The following is a 16,862-nucleotide window of genomic DNA, read 5'->3' on the forward strand; positions in this document are numbered from 1 at the left end:
GCGGCCAAGACCGCGAATTGCGCCGGGTTCGCCCGGACGCTCCGACAAAAAATACGGGGAGAAAACCATGCGAATGATGCGACGCCTGTTAGGTCTGGGCGCAGGTCTGGTGCTGTCGGCGGCTGCGGGCCTGGCCGGTGCGGCGGCCAAGCCGGAAGTCACTCTGGGTTACGTTGATGGCTGGTCGGACAGCGTGGCCACCACGCACGTGGCCGCCGAGATCATGCGCGAGAAGCTCGGCTACCAGGTCAAGCTGATGCCGGTCGCGGCCGGGATCATGTGGCAGGGCGTGGCGCGCGGCAAACTCGATGCCATGCTCTCGGCCTGGCTGCCGGTCACCCACGGCGCCTACTACGACAAGATGAAGGACAAGGTGGTCAACCTGGGCGTGAACTACCCGGGCGCGAAGATCGGCCTGATCGTGCCCGATTACGTGAAAGCCAACAGCATCGAAGACCTCAAGGCACAGAAGGCTGATTTCGACGGCCGTATCGTCGGCATCGACGCCGGCGCCGGGGTGATGCTCAAGACCGACCAGGCGATCAAGGACTACGGCCTGGACTACAAACTGGTGGCCAGCTCCGGCAGCGGCATGATCGCCGAGCTGACCCGTGCGGAGGCTGACAAGAAGGCTGTGGCGGTAACCGGCTGGATTCCGCACTGGATGTTCGCCAAATGGAAGCTGAAGTTCCTGGAAGATCCGAAAAAGGTCTACGGCGACGAAGAGCACGTCGACAGCGTCGCCAACCCGGCGCTGGAGAAGAAGGCGCCTGAAGTCTGGGCCTTCCTGAAGAAATTCCAGTGGAAGGACGGCCAGGAAATCGGCGAGGTGATGCTCGCCGTGCAGAACGGCGAGAAGCCGGAAGTGGCCGCCAAGAAGTGGGTCGAAGCGCATCCGGATCGCGTGAAAGAGTGGCTGTAAGCGCTTAGATCGCGCCACGCCTGACACAGGAAAATCCCTCGCGAAGCCAAGCCTTCGCGGGGGATTTTTTCATGGCGCGGCGTCTATTCCGGGCTTGTTCGCAAATCCCTTGCAAACGCTACGACTAAAGTCGTCTGGAGCGCTTGCACTGGAGTCCTAAAGTGGAGATCGACGACATCCGCGTCATCCCCGCTGTGAGGACAAGAACAAAATGAACGACAGCATCTACCAGCGGATTGATACCAATCCGCGCTTCAAAGAGTTGGTGGCCAAGCGCGAGCGATTCGCCTGGCTGCTCTCCCTGGTCATGTTGGGCCTGTACGTGAGCTTCATCCTGCTGATCGCCTTCCAGCCGCAGCTGCTGGGCACCAGGATCAGCGCCGATTCGTCCGTCACCTGGGGCATCCCCATGGGCGTCGGGCTGATCCTCTCGGCCTTTGTGCTCACCGGCATCTACGTGCGCCGTGCGAATGGTGAATTCGACCGCCTGAACCAGGAAATTCTCAAGGAGGCCCAGCAATGAAAGGCCGAATCGCCGCGGCCCTCGCTCTGGCCGCCATTGTTCCCGCACTCTGGGCCCCCGCACTCTGGGCTGACGCCCTCACCGGCGAGGTGAAGCGCCAGCCGCTGAACCTCTCCGCCATCATCATGTTCGTCGCCTTCGTCGGCCTGACCCTGTGCATCACCTACTGGGCCTCCAAGCGCAGCAAGTCCGCCGCCGATTTCTACACCGCCGGCGGCAGCATCACCGGCTTCCAGAACGGCCTGGCGATCGCTGGCGACTACATGTCCGCCGCATCCTTCCTCGGCATTTCCGCGCTGGTGTTCACCTCGGGCTATGACGGCCTGATCTACTCCATCGGCTTCCTGGTCGGCTGGCCGATTATCCTCTTCCTGATCGCCGAGCGCCTGCGCAACCTGGGCAAGTACACCTTCGCCGACGTGGCGTCCTACCGCCTCAAGCAGAAGGACATCCGTACCCTGTCCGCCTGCGGTTCGCTGGTCGTCGTGGCCTTCTACCTGATCGCGCAGATGGTCGGCGCCGGCAAGCTGATCGAGCTGCTGTTCGGCCTGAACTACCACGTCGCAGTGGTCATGGTCGGTATCCTGATGGTGCTCTACGTGCTGTTCGGCGGCATGCTCGCCACCACCTGGGTGCAGATCATCAAGGCCGTGCTGCTGCTCTCGGGCGCCACTTTCATGGCGATCATGGTGCTCAAGCACGTCAATTTCGACATCAGCACCCTGTTCTCCGAAGCCATCAAGGTCCACCCGAAGGGCGAGTCGATCATGAGCCCAGGCGGACTGGTGAAGGACCCGATCTCGGCCTTCTCCCTGGGCTTCGCGCTGATGTTCGGCACCGCCGGCCTGCCGCACATCCTGATGCGCTTCTTCACCGTCAGTGACGCCAAGGAAGCCCGCAAGAGCGTGTTCTTCGCCACCGGCTTCATCGGCTACTTCTACATCCTGACCTTCATCATCGGCTTCGGCGCGATCCTGCTGGTCAGCACCAACCCGGACTTCAAGGACGCCACCGGCGCCCTGCTGGGCGGCAACAACATGGCCGCCGTGCACCTGGCCAACGCCGTGGGCGGCAGCCTGTTCCTGGGCTTCATCTCCGCCGTGGCCTTCGCCACCATCCTCGCGGTGGTTGCCGGCCTGACCCTGGCCGGCGCCTCGGCCGTGTCCCACGACCTGTACGCCAGCGTGCTCAAAGGCGGCAAGGCCAACGAAAAGGATGAACTGCGCGTCTCGAAGATCACCACCGTCTGCCTGGGCGTGGTGGCGATCATCCTCGGCATCCTGTTCGAGAAGCAGAACATCGCCTTCATGGTCGGCCTGGCCTTCTCCATCGCCGCCAGCTGCAACTTCCCAGTGCTGCTGCTCTCCATGTACTGGAAGAAGCTGACCACCCGCGGCGCCAAGATCGGCGGCTGGATGGGCCTGATCACCGCGGTGGTGCTGATGATCCTCGGCCCGACCATCTGGGTGCAGATCCTCGGCCACGAGAAGCCCATCTACCCGTTCGAATACCCGGCGCTGTTCTCCATGGCGGTGGCCTTCACCGGTATCTGGTTCTTCTCCATCACCGACAAGTCCACTGCGGCCGACGAAGAGCGCGCGCGCTTCTTCCCGCAGTTCATCCGCTCGCAAACCGGCCTGGGTGCCACTGGCGCAGTCGCCCACTGATCGCCTGAGCCAACCTGCGGGGCCGGGGGTGGAAACACCTCCGGCCCCGTTGCTTTGAGACGGGGACTTCTTGATGTCCGACGATTTCAATTTCGCCGCGCCGCCCTTCGACCAGTTGCGCCCGCAGGAGAGAGAGCAGCTGCGCGATGCGCTGAGCGTGGGTTACTACACGGTCGATGAAGTGCTGCTGGAACCCGGCGCGCCGGTGCCGTGCCTGTTCATCCTGATGAAAGGCGTGATCGAGGAGCGCGGCGAGGACGGCAAGCTGTTCGCCCAGTACGCCGCCGAGGACCTGTTCGACGTGCGCGGACTGTTCTCCGGCAGCAGCAAGCACCGCTACCAGGCGGTCGAGGAGAGCATCGTCTACGAGCTGCCGGCGGAAGTGTTCCACCAGCTCTGCGCGAGCAATCCCGAGTTTGCCCGCTTCTTCCGCGCGGACCTGGCGAGCAAGCGCCAACTGGAGCGTCGCGACGGGCAGAACCTCGCCGAATTCATCCTCACCCGTATCGCCCGCGAGCACCTGCTGCCGGCCATCGAGGTGGAGCCGGCGTTGCTGTTGGGCGATGCTGCACGTCTGCAATTGAGCTGTGGCGCCGATGCGCTGCTGGTGCGCGAAAACAGTGCGCTGGGCATCGTGACCCGTACCGACCTGATGGTTGCGCACTTCCGCGATGGTCGCAGTGAAGCCGAACCCATCGGCCCGCTGGCGCACCGGCCGCTGGCCTGCGTCGAGCTGGGCGACTTCCTGTTCGACGCGATGATCCTGATGACCCGCCAACGCATCGAGCGGGTGGCGGTGTGCGAGGCGGGCAGGGTGGTCGGGTTGCTGCACCTGACCCAGGTGCTCAGCCTGTTCTCCACTCACTCCCATGTGCTGGCGCTGCGCATCGCCCGCGCCGAAAGCGAGGCCGAGTTGCGCGCGGCGGCGGAAACCCTGCACACCCTGATTGCGACCCTGGCCGGCAACGGCATCCGCCTGCGCTTCATCATGCAACTGGTCAGCGCGCTCAATGAGCAGTTGCTGCAGCGCCTCTTCGAACTGCTGATCCCGCCGGAACTGCGTGGCAAGTGCTGCCTGATGGTGATGGGTAGCGAAGGCCGCGCCGAGCAACTGCTCAAGACCGACCAGGACAACGCCCTGATCCTCGCCGACGACCTGCCGGTGGAGAAGGGCCTGCAATTGATGCAGCGTTTCTCCGCGGCCCTGCTGGACTTCGGTTATCCACCTTGCCCTGGCGGTGTCATGGCCAGCCGCAGCGAGTGGTGCAAGCCGTTGTCCGAATGGCAACACGAACTGCGCGATGTGCCGTTGCAGGGGCGTCCGGAACAACTGATGCGCCTGTCGATCCTCGCCGATGCCTGGCCGGTGGCGGGTAACCTGCAATTGTTCGAAAGCCTGCGCGAGAGCCTGAACGCCCTGGCCGGCGACGACAGCCGCTGGCTGAGCGACCTGGCGCTGCCGGCCCTGCAGTTCGACACACCGCTGACCTTTCTCGGCCAGCTCAAGACCCAGGACGCGCAGCTGGACATCAAGCGTGGCGGCATCTTCCCCATCGTCCACGGCGCCCGCGCGCTGGCGCTGCGCGAAGGGCTGGAGGAGCGTGGAACCCTGGGCCGCCTGGCCGCGCTCAAGGCGCTCTGTGTGCTGGACGAGACGCTTGCGGACAACCTGGTGGAGTCCTTCGAGCTGTTCCTGCAGCTGCGTCTGCGCCAGCAACTGGATGGCCAGCGCGACGGACGGATGCAGGGACTCGATGTTTCGCGGCTGAGTCGCCATGAACGCGACCTGTTGCGCTACGGTTTGCACGTGGTGAAGAAGTTCAAGCAGAGCCTGATCCGGCAGTTCCACCTGGAGACCCGATGAACGGCTGCATCAGCCTCCCCGATCACCAGTGGGCCGCGTGGCGCCGCCGCCTGTACTGGTGGCGGCATGATCCGGCGGACGCCGAGGAGCTGGTGTCGCTGGACCTGGAGACCACCAGCCTCGATCCGCGCAAGGCCGACATCCTCAGCATCGGCGCGGTGCGCATCCGGCGTGGCAAGCTGATCCTCGGCGAGCGCCTGGAATTGCTGGTGGAGCCGCCGCCGAGCCTGAGCGGCGAGTCGATTCGCATCCACAAGCTGCGGCGCACCGATCTCGAAGGGCAGTTGCCGCTGGCGGAGGCGTTGCGCCGGGTGCAGGCATTCATCGGCGATCGCCCGTTGCTCGGCTATTACCTGTCCTTCGATGTCGCTGTGCTGCGCCGGCACCTGCGCGAGCAGCTCGGCGCGCGCCTGGACAATCCGCGGGTGGAGGTATCCGAGCTGTATCACCGCAAGATGAGCCGGCGCTTCCCCGACCTGCACCTGGACCTGCGCTTCGATACGCTGGCGCGCAACCTGGATATCCCGGTGGAAGGCCGCCATACCGCGATCGGCGATGCGCGCACCGCCGCGCTGATGTTCCTGCGCCTGCGCAAGGGCTCGCTGCCGCGCGACCTGAGCTGAACGGCGCAGAGAAATACCCGCGCTGTGGATGACGTCACGCCGCCAGTGAGACTTGCGAACACTCCGTCGTTCCACAGGGTGATTCGTCGCACAGCCCCGGCCATGATGGCGTACTACCATACCCGTCCTTTGCCGTCGTGGAGTCGAAAGGATGCCGGGTGTCGTGCTGCTCGCACTGGGAGTTGTGTGGTTGATCGTCCAGTGTGGCGTGGGCTTGCTGCCGCTGGCAGATGCCGGCTCGCTTGAGCCGGTCAGCCGGCCCGAGCGTTTCTGGCAGTTCGCCTTCCTCGGTCCGTCCATTCCACTGGCCCTGGGCCTGTTCCTGCTGCGCTATCGGGTGCGGCGTTTCGCGCAGCTCAAACACGAGAGCCTCAACTGCGCTGCCTACCTGCTGATCTGCGCCGGGGTTGCCCTGGTGCTGGGCAAGCTCTGTGTCCTGCTGATCGATTGAGCGCTTGATCCTGGGGGCTGTGGCGGCGGTTTGCCGGGGGCATTCAGCTCCCTGATTTCGCCGCTGGGGGCGCGAAGCCGTGGTTACACTTCGGCCCACGTCCTAACAGGAAAGGCAAACCTCTCCATGCAAAACCGCATCATGATCACCGGCGCCGGTTCCGGCCTCGGTCGCGAAATCGCCTTGCGCTGGGCCCGCGAGGGCTGGAAGCTGGCCCTGGCCGACGTTAACGAAGCGGGTCTGGCGGAAACCCTGAAGCTGGTGCGTGAAGCCGGCGGCGATGGCATCACCCAACGCTGCGACGTGCGCGACTACAGCCAGTTGACCCAGCTGGCGCAGTCCTGCGAAGAGAAATTCGGCGGCATCGACATCATCGTCAACAACGCCGGCGTTGCTTCCGGCGGCTTCTTCAGCGAGCTGTCGCTGGAGGACTGGGACTGGCAGATCTCGATCAACCTGATGGGCGTGGTCAAGGGCTGCAAGGCCTTCCTGCCGCTGCTGGAGAAGAGCAAGGGCCGGATCATCAACATCGCCTCCATGGCCGCGCTGATGCAGGGCCCGGCGATGAGCAACTACAACGTGGCCAAGGCCGGCGTGGTGGCGCTGTCGGAGAGCCTGCTGGCCGACCTCAGCCTGGTGGACGTGAAGGTCCACGTGGTCTGCCCGTCGTTCTTCCAGACCAACCTGCTGGATTCCTTCCGCGGCCCCAGCCCGGAAATGAAGTCCCAGGTCGGCAAGCTGCTGGAAAGCTCGCCGATCAGCGCCGCCGACATCGCCGAGTACATCCACCAGGAAGTGGCCCGCGACGTCTTCATGATCCTGCCTCACGAACAGGGCCGAATGGCCTGGCAGATCAAGCAGCAGAACCCGCAGGTGATCTACGACGAAATGGCCAAGATGGCGGAGAAGATGCAGGCCAAGCGCCGCTCGCAGGCCTGATCCGGCCCTCTTTCGGTGCACTGAAAGACAGGGCTTGCCCAGTCCGGTGCAAAGGGTTAGCTTTAGTCACCGGCCTGCCTGGCTGAAGAACGTTGGACCCCGGTGAAAGCCCCGCACATTTCGCGGGGCTTTTGCTTTTTCGGGCCACTGCGCATCGACGTGGATTCGCGCTTTGCGTGTCGGCAGGCCTGTGTTAGAAGGCACCGGTGTCATTGAAGGAAGAACCCGCTTGCAGTCCGAATCCATCGTCTATGGTTGCATCCGCGACTGGCCCGGCGACTCGATGGAGCGCCGCCTGCGCCGCGCCGCCAACCGCAAGGTGCTCGACAGCCTGCCAATGGGGGAGGCCTGGCCCTTCCTTGGCCGCGAGATGTTCAGCCGCTGCGAAACCGAGGGCGCCGGCCTGTACCAGTCCCAGGTGATCCATTTCGGCGCCAGCTACCAGACCATCGAGTACGAGTGGAAGCTCTGGGTCGAGCAATTCGAAGCCCTGTTGCGCCGCCTCTATTGGGCCAGCGCGGTGGTGCACCTGGAGACCGAAGTCAACGGCAGCCACACCTTCCGCTGGGAGTCCGAGAACGGCTTCCACAGCCCGCGCGAAGGCGAACTGAAAGTGCGTTGCGCCTGGGAGCGCGAAGGCGGCCTGCGCGGCTGACCGGCACACTTTCCGTCACGGAAGGAACCCCATGATCAATTACCTCTGGTTTGTCCTTGCCGCATTCTGCGAGATCGGCGGTTGCTACGCCTTCTACCTCTGGCTGCGGCTGGACAAGAGCGCCCTGTGGATAATTCCGGGGTTGTTCAGCCTGACGGTGTTCGCCCTGCTGCTGACCCGCGTCGAGGCCAGCTATGCCGGGCGCGCCTATGCCGCGTACGGCGGCATCTACGTCGCCGCGTCGTTGTTCTGGCTGGCCTTCGTGGAGAAGAGCCGCCCGCTGTGGAGCGACTGGGTCGGCGTGGCGCTCTGTGTGATCGGCGCCAGCGTGGTGCTGTTCGGGCCCAGGTTCGCGCCCTGAGTTCTGTTTCCTACGAAGAGCTCGCAACGGGTGGGGTCTTCGTAGGATGGGTAGAGCGTAGCGAAACCCATCAATCACAGGCCGCCACGGTGCAGGTAACGATGGGTTTCGCAGGCTCTACCCATCCTACGCCCTACGCTTGCTAGGTCGTTTTTGTAGGAGCGGATCTTATCCTCGAAATCCCGGCGAAGCCGGGGCACAGGACAGAGCACCGGCCTACGGTCGGATCGCGGACAGGGTCCGCTCCTATGGGGAACAGCGGCGCTGGCTCAGTCCTCCAGCCACTCCTTCGGCACTTCGCTTTTCAGCATCAACTGGCACTGCTGGCTTTCCGGGTCGAAGACGATCACCGCATCGCCGCGCTTGAGGGCATGCCGCGCGCGTTCCACGCGCACGTCCAGCGGCGTGTCGTCGCCATTGTCGGTGCCTTCGCGGGTGACGAAGTCTTCCAGCAGGTTGTTGAGGGTGTCGGCTTCGATGAGATCAAAGGGAATCAGCATGGCGGGTACTCGCAAATTGCAGCGCGGGATTGTAGTCCCGCGCTGCGGCGAGTGCAGCCTCAGTTCTTGCCCTTGTCAGTGCTGTCGCCGGTGTCTATCAGCTCGTCGACCGGCGGCACATGGGTGGCGCTTTCCATGTGCACCGGATGTTCCAGCTGCTTGCTGAAGCGCTCCAGCGTGCCTTCGTGGGGCTTGGCGTCGCTGTCGAACACAGGCGGGCTCAGCAGGTAGGCCGTCAGCAATTTCGCCAGTGCGGCCAGGCTGTCGATATGGGTGCGCTCGTAGCCGTGGGTGGCGTCGCAGCCGAATGCCAGCAGCGCGGTGCGGATGTCGTGGCCCGCGGTGACCGCCGACTGCGCATCGCTGTGGTAATAGCGGAACAGGTCGCGCCGCACGGCGATTTCGTGGCGTTCGCTCAGACGCAGCAGGTGCCGCGACAGGTGGTAGTCATAGGGCCCGCCGGAGTCCTGCAGCGCCACGCTGACCGCGTGCTCGCTGGAGTTCTGCCCTTCGGCCACCGGGGCGATGTCGATGCCGACGAACTCGCTGACATCCCAGGGCAGCGCACCGGCCGCGCCGGAGCCGATCTCCTCGGTGATGGTGAACAGCGGATGGCAGTCGATCGGCGGCTCCTGGCCGCTCTCGCGGATCGCCTTCAGCGCCGTCAGCAGCGCGGCGACGCCGGCCTTGTCGTCAAGATGACGGGCGCTGATGTGGCCGCTCTCGGTGAACTCCGGCAGCGGGTCGAAGGCGACGAAGTCGCCAATGGCCACGCCCAGGGTCTCGCTGTCGGCGCGGCTGACGGTGTAGGTGTCCAGGCGCAGTTCGACGTGGTCCCAGCTGATCGGCAGGCTGTCCACCGCCGTGTTGAAGGCGTGCCCGGAGGCCAGCAGCGGCAGCACGCTGCCGCGCAGCACACCGTTCTCGCAAAACACCGTGACCCGGCTGCCCTCTGCGAAGCGGCTCGACCAGCAGCCCACCGGCGCCAGCGCCAGTCGGCCGTCGGGCTTGATCTCGCGAACGATGGCGCCAATGGTGTCCAGATGCGCCGAGACCGCGCGGTCCGGGCTGTTTCGCCGGCCCGCGAGGGTGGCGCGGAGGGTCCCGCGGCGGGTCATCTCGAAGGGCACACCGATCTCCTCCAGACGCTCAGCGACGTAACGCACGATGGTGTCGGTGAAGCCGGTGGGGCTGGGGATGGCGAGCATTTCCAGCAGCACGCGCTGCAGATAGTCGAGGTCGGGTTGTGGCAGTGGACTCATGCCGAAGCCTCCGGGCTGTGCTGGGATTCGCGGTTGAGCAGTTCGCGGCTCAGCGGGAACAGCAGGTCGACGAAGCGCTCGGCGGTGGGCTGCGGCTCATGGTTGGCCAGCCCCGGCCGCTCGTTGGCCTCGATGATCACGTAGTCCGGCTGGTCGGCGTCGCGCACCAGCAGGTCGAGGCCGGTGACCGGGATTTCCAGCGCGCGCGCCGCACGGATCGCGGCGTCGGCCAATTGCGGGTGCAGGCGCTCGGTGACGTCCTCCAGGGTGCCGCCGGTGTGCAGGTTGGCGGTGCGGCGCACGGCCAGGCGCTGGCCGCTGGGCAGCACGTCGTCGTAACCGAAGCCGGCGGCGGCCAGGGTGCGCTCGGTCTCGCCGTCGAGCGGGATGCGGCTTTCGCCCCCGGTGGCGGCCTGCCGGCGGCGGCTCTGCGCTTCGATCAGCCGGCGGATGCTGTGCCGGCCATCGCCGATCACTTCGGCGGGACGGCGGATCGCCGCGGCCACCACTTCATAGCCAATCACCACGACGCGCAGGTCCTGCCCGGCGTGGTAGCTCTCAAGGATCACGCGGGTGTCGAACTGCCTGGCCTGGGCGATGGCGCTTTCCACTTCGCCGGTGTTGCGCAGGTCCACGGCGACACCCTGGCCCTGTTCGCCGTCCACCGGCTTGACCACCAGTGATCCGTGCTCGGCGAGGAACTTCGCATTGTCCTTGGCATTGCCAGCCAGGCGCTGTTGCGGTTGGCGCAGGCCGGCGCGGTCGAGGGCGCGATGGGTCAGGGTCTTGTCCTGGCACAGGCTCATGCTCACCGCGCTGGTCAGGTCGCACAGCGATTCGCGGCAGCGGATGCGCCGGCCCCCCTGGGTCAGGGTGAACAAGCCGGCGTCGGTGTCCTGCACCTGCACCTCGATGCCGCGTCGATGAGCCTCGTCGACGATGATCCTGGCGTAGGGGTTCAGGCCCTGTTCCGGGCCGGGCCCGAGGAACAGCGACTGATTGATGCCGTTCTTGCACTTGATGGCGAAGGTCGGCAGCTCGCGGAAGCGCAGCTTGCGGTACAGCGATTTGGCCTGCTGGTTGCTGTGCAGCACCGACAGGTCGAGGTAGGCCAGACCCCGGCTCATGAAGTGCTCGATCAGGTGGCGTACCAGCGCTTCGCCCACGCCGGGGCGACTGGACTGCGGGTCCACCGCCAGGCACCAGAGGCTGGAGCCGCCTTCCGGATCGAGGAACGCCTTGGTGTGGTTGATGCCCATGACGGTGCCGATCACCGTGCCGGTCTCGTCGTCCTCGGCGAGCCAGTAGGCCGGCCCGCCCTGGTGGCGGGGGGTGACTTGCGCTGCGTCGACCGGGAGCATGCCGCGCGCCAGGTACAGGCGGTTGATCGCCGCCCAGTCCTCGTCGCTGTGCACCCGGCGGATGCGGAAGCCGCGGAACGGTCGGCGTGCCGGGCGGTAGTCGGTGAACCACAGGCGCAGCGCGTCGGACGGGTCGAGGAACAGTTGCTGCGGGGCGTTGGCCAGCACCTGTTGCGGCGCGGCGACGTAGAGGGCGATGTCACGCTCGCCGGGGCGTTCGTTGAGCAACTCGGCGGCCAGTTGTTCGGCGGTGGCGAAGGTGTGGCCGATCAGCAGGCGGCCCCAGCCGCATTGCAGGATCAGCGGACCTTCGTGGCGTTGTTGCGTGTGGTCGCCGGCGAAGCGGGCCTGGAGGCGTTCGTAGGTCGGCGTCTGGCCTCGCAGCAGGCGCTGGTTGTGGCAATGAGGCAGGTTCAAATGGGTCTTCATGGCGTACTCCCTGAAAAGCATTCGTCCCGGCTTCACAAACCCTGTTCGGTCAGCCAGAGATTGAGCGCAGCCAACTGCCAGAGCTTGGAGCCCCGCAGCGACGTGAGATCGCTCGATGGGTTGCTGAGCAGACGGTCGAACATCGCCGTCTCGAACAGGCCGCGATCCTGGCTCGGGTCGAGCAGCAGCTCGCTGACCCAGGCGCGGGTATTGCCTTGCAGATGCTTGAGGCCGGGTACCGGGAAATAGCCCTTGGGCCGGTCGATCACCTCGCTGGGGATGACGCGACGAGCGGCGGCCTTGAGCACCTGCTTGCCGCCGTCGCCGAGCTTGAAGCGCGACGGAATGCGCGCCGACAGCTCCGCCACCCGGTAGTCGAGAAACGGCACGCGGGCTTCCAGGCCCCAGGCCATGGTCATGTTGTCGACCCGCTTGACCGGGTCGTCGACCAGCATGATGGTGCTGTCCAGGCGCAGGGCCTTGTCCACCGGGTCGTCGGCGCCGGGCTGGGCGAAGTGCTCGCGGACGAACTGGCCGGCCACATCCTCCACCCGCAGGGCTTCGCGTACGGTTTCCAGGTATTCGCCGTGGCTGCGGTCGAAGAAGGCCGCGCGATAGGCTTTCAGCGGGTCCGCTGCACCGGCCACCTTCGGGTACCAGTGGTAGCCGGCGAACAGCTCGTCGGCGCCCTGGCCGCTCTGCACCACCTTGCAGTGCTTCGACACTTCGCGGGAGAGCAGGTAGAAGGCGATGCAGTCGTGGCTGACCATCGGCTCGCTCATGGCCTGGAAGGCCGCCGGCAGCTGCTCGATGACTTCCTTCTCGGCAATGCGCAGCTGATGGTGGCGGGTGCCGTAGTGCCTGGCGATCAGGTCCGAATACTGGAACTCGTCGCCGCGCTCGCCGCCGGCATCCTCGAAGCCGATGGAGAAGGTCAGCAGGTCTTCCACGCCCGTCTCATGCAGCAGGCCGACCAGCAGGCTCGAATCGACCCCGCCCGAGAGCAGCACGCCCACGTCCCGGGCGGCGCGCTGGCGCACGCTCACGGCGTCGCGCAGGCTGTCCAGAACACGGTCTTCCCAGTCATCCAGGGTCAGCTCGCGTTCATCCGGCAGCGGGCCGTAGTCCAGGTTCCACCAGCGCTGACGCTCGGTGTGACCCTCGGCGTCGATGCTCATCCAGGTGGCGGGCGGCAGCTTCTGCACCTCGGCCAGCAGGGTACGCGGTGCGGGCACCACGGCATGGAAGTTGAGGTAGTGGTTGAGCGCCACCGGGTCCAGCGCAGGGTTGATGTCACCCCCCTTGAGCAGGGCCGGCAGGCTGGAGGCGAAGCGTAGGCGCTGGCCGGTCCGCGACAGGTACAGCGGCTTGATGCCGAGGCGGTCGCGGGCGATGAACAGGCGCCGTTTGTCGCGTTCCCAGATGGCGAAGGCAAACATGCCATTGAGGCGCGGCAATAGTTCTTCGCCCCAGGCGTGGTATCCCTTTAGAAGTATTTCGGTATCGCCGCCGGAAAAGAAGTGGTAGCCGAGGGCTTCCAGCTCTCCGCGCAGCTCGGGGTAGTTGTAGATTGCGCCGTTGAATACCAGCGACAGGCCCAGCGTCGGATCGACCATCGGCTGGCCGGAAGCTTCGGCCAGGTCCATGATCTTCAGGCGCCGGTGTCCCAGGGCCATTGGCCCTTCACTGTGGAAGCCCCAGGCGTCAGGGCCTCTCGGGGCGAGGTGGTGAGTGATGCGTTCGACCGCGGCGAGATCGGCGGCCTGGTTATCGAAGCGAAGTTCGCCTGCTATTCCGCACATGTCCTTACCGGTTCTCCGTTGGGGATGAGTGGGTGGTCCCTCAGGGGGGCATAGGGGAGGACCGTCCGATTGGATGAGAGTTCTATTTGATTTCATTGAGGAAAGTTCGAAGGCGCAGGTGAGCGATCATGGCTGAGAGCAAATCAACGACGCGCAATGCCCACGCCCTGTCGATGCTGCAGGCGTTGCGTCGCCTGCAGCAGGCGGCTGACGTGCATTCCAAGAGTCTGGGGCGCGATGGCGAGTTGACGCCGCTGCAAGTGCTGATCCTGCAGGTGGTGGCGCTGGAGGGGGAAATTACCGCTGGTCAGTTGGCGGGGCAGGTCGCGCTGTCCCAGTCATCGCTGTCGGGCGCACTCGCCCGCCTGGAGAGCCAGCGGCTGCTGACGCGCCGGCGCGATGCCGATGATCGCCGCAAGCAGTGGCTGAGCCTGAACGACGCGGGGTACGAGGCGCTGCGTGATGGGCCGGAACTGCTGCCCGAGCACGCGCTGGAGCGATTCGCCGGACTGCCGGAGTGGGAGCAGCACACCATTCTCGCTGGCTTGCTGCGCGCCGCCGAGTTGTTCGAGACGCCCACTACGGCGAGCGTCGAAGAGGCAGAGAGCTAGGACGCCAGCAGCTTCTGCGCGGCCAGCGACAGGCTGACCGCCACCAGCATCAGGGCGAACAGGCGCTGCAGCGTGGCGCCACCCAGGCGCACGGCCAGGCGGTTGCCGACCAGCACGCCGAGGGCACCGCCCGCGGCGAGGCAGGCCAGCAGAGGCAGGGGCGGCTGGGCATGACTCAGGTAGAGCAGGAAGCCGCCGCCGGAAACCAGCGCGATCACCGCCATCGAGGTCGCGGTAGCCGCCAGCATCGACAACGGGGTGAACCACAAGAGCCCCGGTACGATCAGGAACCCCCCACCCACGCCCATCAGGCCGGACAGCAGGCCCACCGCCAGCCCCACTCCCAGCAGCGGACCATTGCGCGTCGCCTGGCCGCCCGCGCGCTCCTGACGCGAGCCCTGCCACATGCGCCAGGCCGACCACAGCACCAGCAGGCAGAAGCCGACGATCAGCCAGGAGTCCGGGACGAAGCGCCCCACCCATTGGCCGATGGCGTTGCCGGGCCAACCGGTGATGACCAGCCAGAACAGTGGCCGCCAGGCCACTTGGCCCTGGCGCGCCCGGGGCACCGCGCCGATTGCCGCCGACAGCGCCACCGCGCCGAGACTGACGCCGATGGCGTCGTGCAGCGGCAGGTGCAGGCTCAGCAGCAGTGGCAGCGCCACCAGCGAACCGCCGGCGCCGGTGAGGCCCAGCAGCAGGCCGAGGATCAGGCCGATGACCGTAGATTCCAGCAGTAATGCATCCATGTCGGTGGTCCGCTCTGGAAGCTGGCGCGGCGCGAGGGAGCCGCCGCGCGGTGATCAGGAGGTCTTCTGCCCGCGCACGACTTCGCGCAGGAAGAAACGGTTGGGGTGGCAGGCCTCGGCGACGGCACGCGGCAGTGGCAGGGGTTCGTCATCCAGCCAGGCCGCCAGCAGCTCGCCGGACAGCGGTGCGGTGATCAGCCCGCGCGAGCCGTGGGCGCTGTTCAGGTACAGGCCATCCAGCCAGGGGCAGGGCGTATCCGGCACCTGTCGAGCGTCCTTGCCAAGCACCGCGTAGGCCGCCGCGAAGGCGTCGCGGTCGGCCAGCGGGCCCACCAGCGGCAGGTAGTCCGGGGTGGTACAGCGGAAGGCCGCGCGGCCCTGCAGGGTTGCCGGGTCGAGTTGGGCGACGTGCAGGCGCTCGGTCAGGTCTGTGGATATCTCTGCCAGCAGGTCGAGGTTGCCCACGTGTTCTTCCAGCGACGGCTCGGTGTCGTCGCGCTTGAATTCGAAGCTGGCGCCCAGGGTGTGCTCGCCAAGGCGCGGCGGCGCCACGTAGCCTTCGGCGCAGACCACGGTGTTCAGCGCCGCGCTGTCGGTGGTAGCGGGCAGGCGGGTGATCTGGCCACGGATGCGCTTCATCGGCAGGCTCTGCGCGCCCTCGAAGCGGCGCACTTCGGCGGCCGTGGCAAGAATGGCGACCGGCGCGCCGGCGAGCCTGTGATCGCCACTCCAGGCGCTCCAGCCGTCGGCATCACGCTGCAGGCGAACTTCCTCACCGGTCAGCACGCGGATGTTCGGATGCTGCGCCAGGTGCCGGCACAGCGCCGGCGGATGCACCCAGCCGCCTTCGGGGTAGAACAGGCCGCCAGCGGGTAGGCCGATACCGGCGATGGCTTCGGCTTGCGCCTTGTCCAGTTGGCGCAGCAGCGTGTCAGGGAAGGCTTCGGCCAATTTCGTCTGGCGCTCTGCTTCAGCGTCGCCAAGGCCCAGTTGCAGCACCCCGCAGTCGGACCAGTCTTCATTCTTCTGCAATCGCTCGATCAGCCGCCGGGTATGGCCGAAACCACTGACGATCAGGCGCGACAGCGCGGTGCCGTGGGCCGACAGCTTGAGGTAGAGCACGCCCTGGGGATTGCCCGAGGCTTCCTCGGCGAGGGCGCAGTGGCGTTCGATCAGCGTCACCTGCCAACCCCGTGCGGCGAGGCTGGCGGCGCTGGCGCAACCGGCCATGCCACCGCCGATCACCAGCGCTTCGCGTGGGCCATTGGGGCGTGTGGGCCGCGCATACCAGGGTTTGCCGGCCGGTTGTTCGGCGCCGATGTATTCGCCCTGGGACATCTCCCATTTCTTGCCGAAGCCCAGCGTGCGACGGATCTTGAAGCCGGCGGCGCCCAGTCCGCGGCGGACGAAGCCGGCACTGGTGAAGGTGGCGATGGTCGTGCCTGGCGCCGAGAGCCTCGCCAGCTGGGCATATAGCGCGTCGTTCCACATCTCCGGGTTCTTCGCCGGCGAGAAACCATCGAGGAACCAGGCGTCGATGCGCGCATCCAACTCCGGCAGCATCTCCACTACGTCGCCCACCAGCAGGGTCAGCACCACCCGGCCACCGGCCAGGACGAAGCGCTGGAAGCCGGGGTTGATCGCGACGTACTGCGCCAGCAACTGCTCCGACAGGTGCGCCAGCTCCGGCCAGAGGGCAAAGGCGCGTTGCAGGTCGTCGAGCGCCACCGGGAACTTCTCCACGCTGACGAAGTGCAGCCGCGCATCGGCCGGCGCCAGCGCATCGAACTGCTGCCAGGCGCAGAGGAAGTTCAGGCCGGTGCCAAAGCCCGTCTCGCCGATGCACAGCCGCCCGCCGGCCGGCAGCGCGGCGAAGCGCTCGGGCAGGCGGTTGCCGGCGATGAACACGTGGTGCGTCTCCTCGATGCCGGAGGCGCGGGAGAAGTACACGTCGCCGTAGACGCGGGAGGTGGGTTGGCCGTTCTCGTCCCAGTCGATCTGGGCACTGTGGGCTTTGGGCGGGGAAGGGAGCATGCGTCGGTCGCGATGAAAGCAAAGGCCGCAGTTTAGCCGATCCGTCACGCGGACCTCAGAGGTTGGCGAAGTTTCGAGGTGCGCCGCGTTGCCGCGGCATATCGCAGGC

General features: G+C 66.2%; 16 protein-coding genes. 10 read left to right on the forward strand and 6 right to left on the reverse strand.

Going from position 1 to position 16,862, the window contains the following annotated elements; all coding sequences use genetic code 11:
* Positions 1-67: 67 nt before the first annotated feature.
* The 9 genes from GA645_RS08415 to GA645_RS08455 all read left to right on the forward strand — a co-directional run bounded on the left by GA645_RS08415 (position 68) and on the right by GA645_RS08455 (position 8,005).
* Positions 68-922 (forward strand): glycine betaine ABC transporter substrate-binding protein, encoded by an 855-nt coding sequence (locus GA645_RS08415; protein ID WP_152221735.1) that lies wholly within the window; start codon positions 68-70, stop codon positions 920-922.
* A 211-nt stretch (positions 923-1,133) separates the two neighbouring features.
* Positions 1,134-1,445 carry a DUF485 domain-containing protein gene (locus GA645_RS08420; protein ID WP_152221737.1) on the forward strand — a complete coding sequence of 104 codons (312 nt, stop codon included), beginning with the start codon at positions 1,134-1,136 and terminating at the stop codon, positions 1,443-1,445.
* A complete protein-coding gene (locus GA645_RS08425) occupies positions 1,442-3,112 on the forward strand; it encodes a cation acetate symporter (RefSeq protein WP_152221739.1) in 1,671 nt (556 codons plus the stop codon). Before GA645_RS08420 ends, GA645_RS08425 begins: the two co-directional genes overlap by 4 nt.
* Before the next feature lie 73 nt (positions 3,113-3,185).
* Positions 3,186-4,976 (forward strand): DUF294 nucleotidyltransferase-like domain-containing protein, encoded by a 1,791-nt coding sequence (locus tag GA645_RS08430; protein WP_152221741.1) that lies wholly within the window; start codon positions 3,186-3,188, stop codon positions 4,974-4,976.
* Complete coding sequence (locus tag GA645_RS08435; protein WP_152221744.1) at positions 4,973-5,599, forward strand: 3'-5' exonuclease; 627 nt, start codon at positions 4,973-4,975, stop codon at positions 5,597-5,599. The genes GA645_RS08430 and GA645_RS08435 overlap by 4 nt, the downstream gene beginning before the upstream one ends.
* Before the next feature lie 151 nt (positions 5,600-5,750).
* Complete coding sequence (locus GA645_RS08440) at positions 5,751-6,050, forward strand: hypothetical protein (protein WP_152221746.1); 300 nt, start codon at positions 5,751-5,753, stop codon at positions 6,048-6,050.
* 126 nt (positions 6,051-6,176) lie between these two features.
* Positions 6,177-6,989: an SDR family oxidoreductase gene (locus GA645_RS08445; RefSeq protein ID WP_152221748.1), complete on the forward strand. Its 813-nt coding sequence runs from the start codon at positions 6,177-6,179 to the stop codon at positions 6,987-6,989.
* A 229-nt stretch (positions 6,990-7,218) separates the two neighbouring features.
* Positions 7,219-7,644, forward strand: a complete 426-nt coding sequence (locus GA645_RS08450) for a hypothetical protein (RefSeq protein WP_015478190.1) — start codon at positions 7,219-7,221, stop codon at positions 7,642-7,644.
* A 31-nt stretch (positions 7,645-7,675) separates the two neighbouring features.
* Entirely contained in the window at positions 7,676-8,005 is a 330-nt protein-coding gene (locus GA645_RS08455) for a YnfA family protein (RefSeq protein ID WP_152221750.1), read from the forward strand.
* A 269-nt stretch (positions 8,006-8,274) separates the two neighbouring features.
* Here the strand turns inward: GA645_RS08455 and GA645_RS08460 are convergent, their stop codons facing one another.
* From GA645_RS08460 to GA645_RS08475, 4 genes are read right to left on the reverse strand one after another with little or no spacing between them, the layout of a single operon-like run.
* A complete protein-coding gene (locus GA645_RS08460) occupies positions 8,275-8,505 on the reverse strand; it encodes a YheU family protein (protein WP_152221752.1) in 231 nt (76 codons plus the stop codon).
* A 59-nt stretch (positions 8,506-8,564) separates the two neighbouring features.
* The gene (locus GA645_RS08465; protein ID WP_152221754.1) at positions 8,565-9,767 is read right to left on the reverse strand and encodes an osmoprotectant NAGGN system M42 family peptidase; all 1,203 of its coding nucleotides are present in this window, start codon (positions 9,765-9,767) and stop codon (positions 8,565-8,567) included.
* Positions 9,764-11,557, reverse strand: a complete 1,794-nt coding sequence (gene ngg / locus GA645_RS08470; protein WP_152221756.1) for an N-acetylglutaminylglutamine synthetase — start codon at positions 11,555-11,557, stop codon at positions 9,764-9,766. Before ngg ends, GA645_RS08465 begins: the two co-directional genes overlap by 4 nt.
* A gap of 32 nt (positions 11,558-11,589) precedes the next feature.
* On the reverse strand, positions 11,590-13,359 hold the full coding sequence (locus tag GA645_RS08475; protein ID WP_152221758.1) for an N-acetylglutaminylglutamine amidotransferase: 1,770 nt from the start codon (positions 13,357-13,359) through the stop codon (positions 11,590-11,592).
* Between the two features lie 128 nt (positions 13,360-13,487).
* Between GA645_RS08475 and GA645_RS08480 the strand changes: the two genes are divergently transcribed.
* Positions 13,488-13,970, forward strand: coding sequence for a MarR family winged helix-turn-helix transcriptional regulator (locus GA645_RS08480; protein ID WP_152221760.1), 483 nt, complete (start codon positions 13,488-13,490; stop codon positions 13,968-13,970).
* On the opposite strand, the gene GA645_RS08485 is transcribed toward GA645_RS08480, so the two are convergent.
* Together GA645_RS08485 and mnmC are read right to left on the reverse strand one after the other, a co-directional pair.
* A complete protein-coding gene (locus tag GA645_RS08485) occupies positions 13,967-14,719 on the reverse strand; it encodes a sulfite exporter TauE/SafE family protein (protein ID WP_152221762.1) in 753 nt (250 codons plus the stop codon). The genes GA645_RS08480 and GA645_RS08485 overlap by 4 nt on opposite strands.
* Positions 14,720-14,773: 54 nt before the next feature.
* Positions 14,774-16,753: a bifunctional tRNA (5-methylaminomethyl-2-thiouridine)(34)-methyltransferase MnmD/FAD-dependent 5-carboxymethylaminomethyl-2-thiouridine(34) oxidoreductase MnmC gene (gene mnmC / locus GA645_RS08490; RefSeq protein WP_152221764.1), complete on the reverse strand. Its 1,980-nt coding sequence runs from the start codon at positions 16,751-16,753 to the stop codon at positions 14,774-14,776.
* Between the last annotated feature and the right edge of the window lie 109 nt (positions 16,754-16,862).

It is taken from the genome of Pseudomonas sp. SCB32 (genome assembly GCF_009189165.1).
GTDB lineage: Bacteria > Pseudomonadota > Gammaproteobacteria > Pseudomonadales > Pseudomonadaceae > Pseudomonas.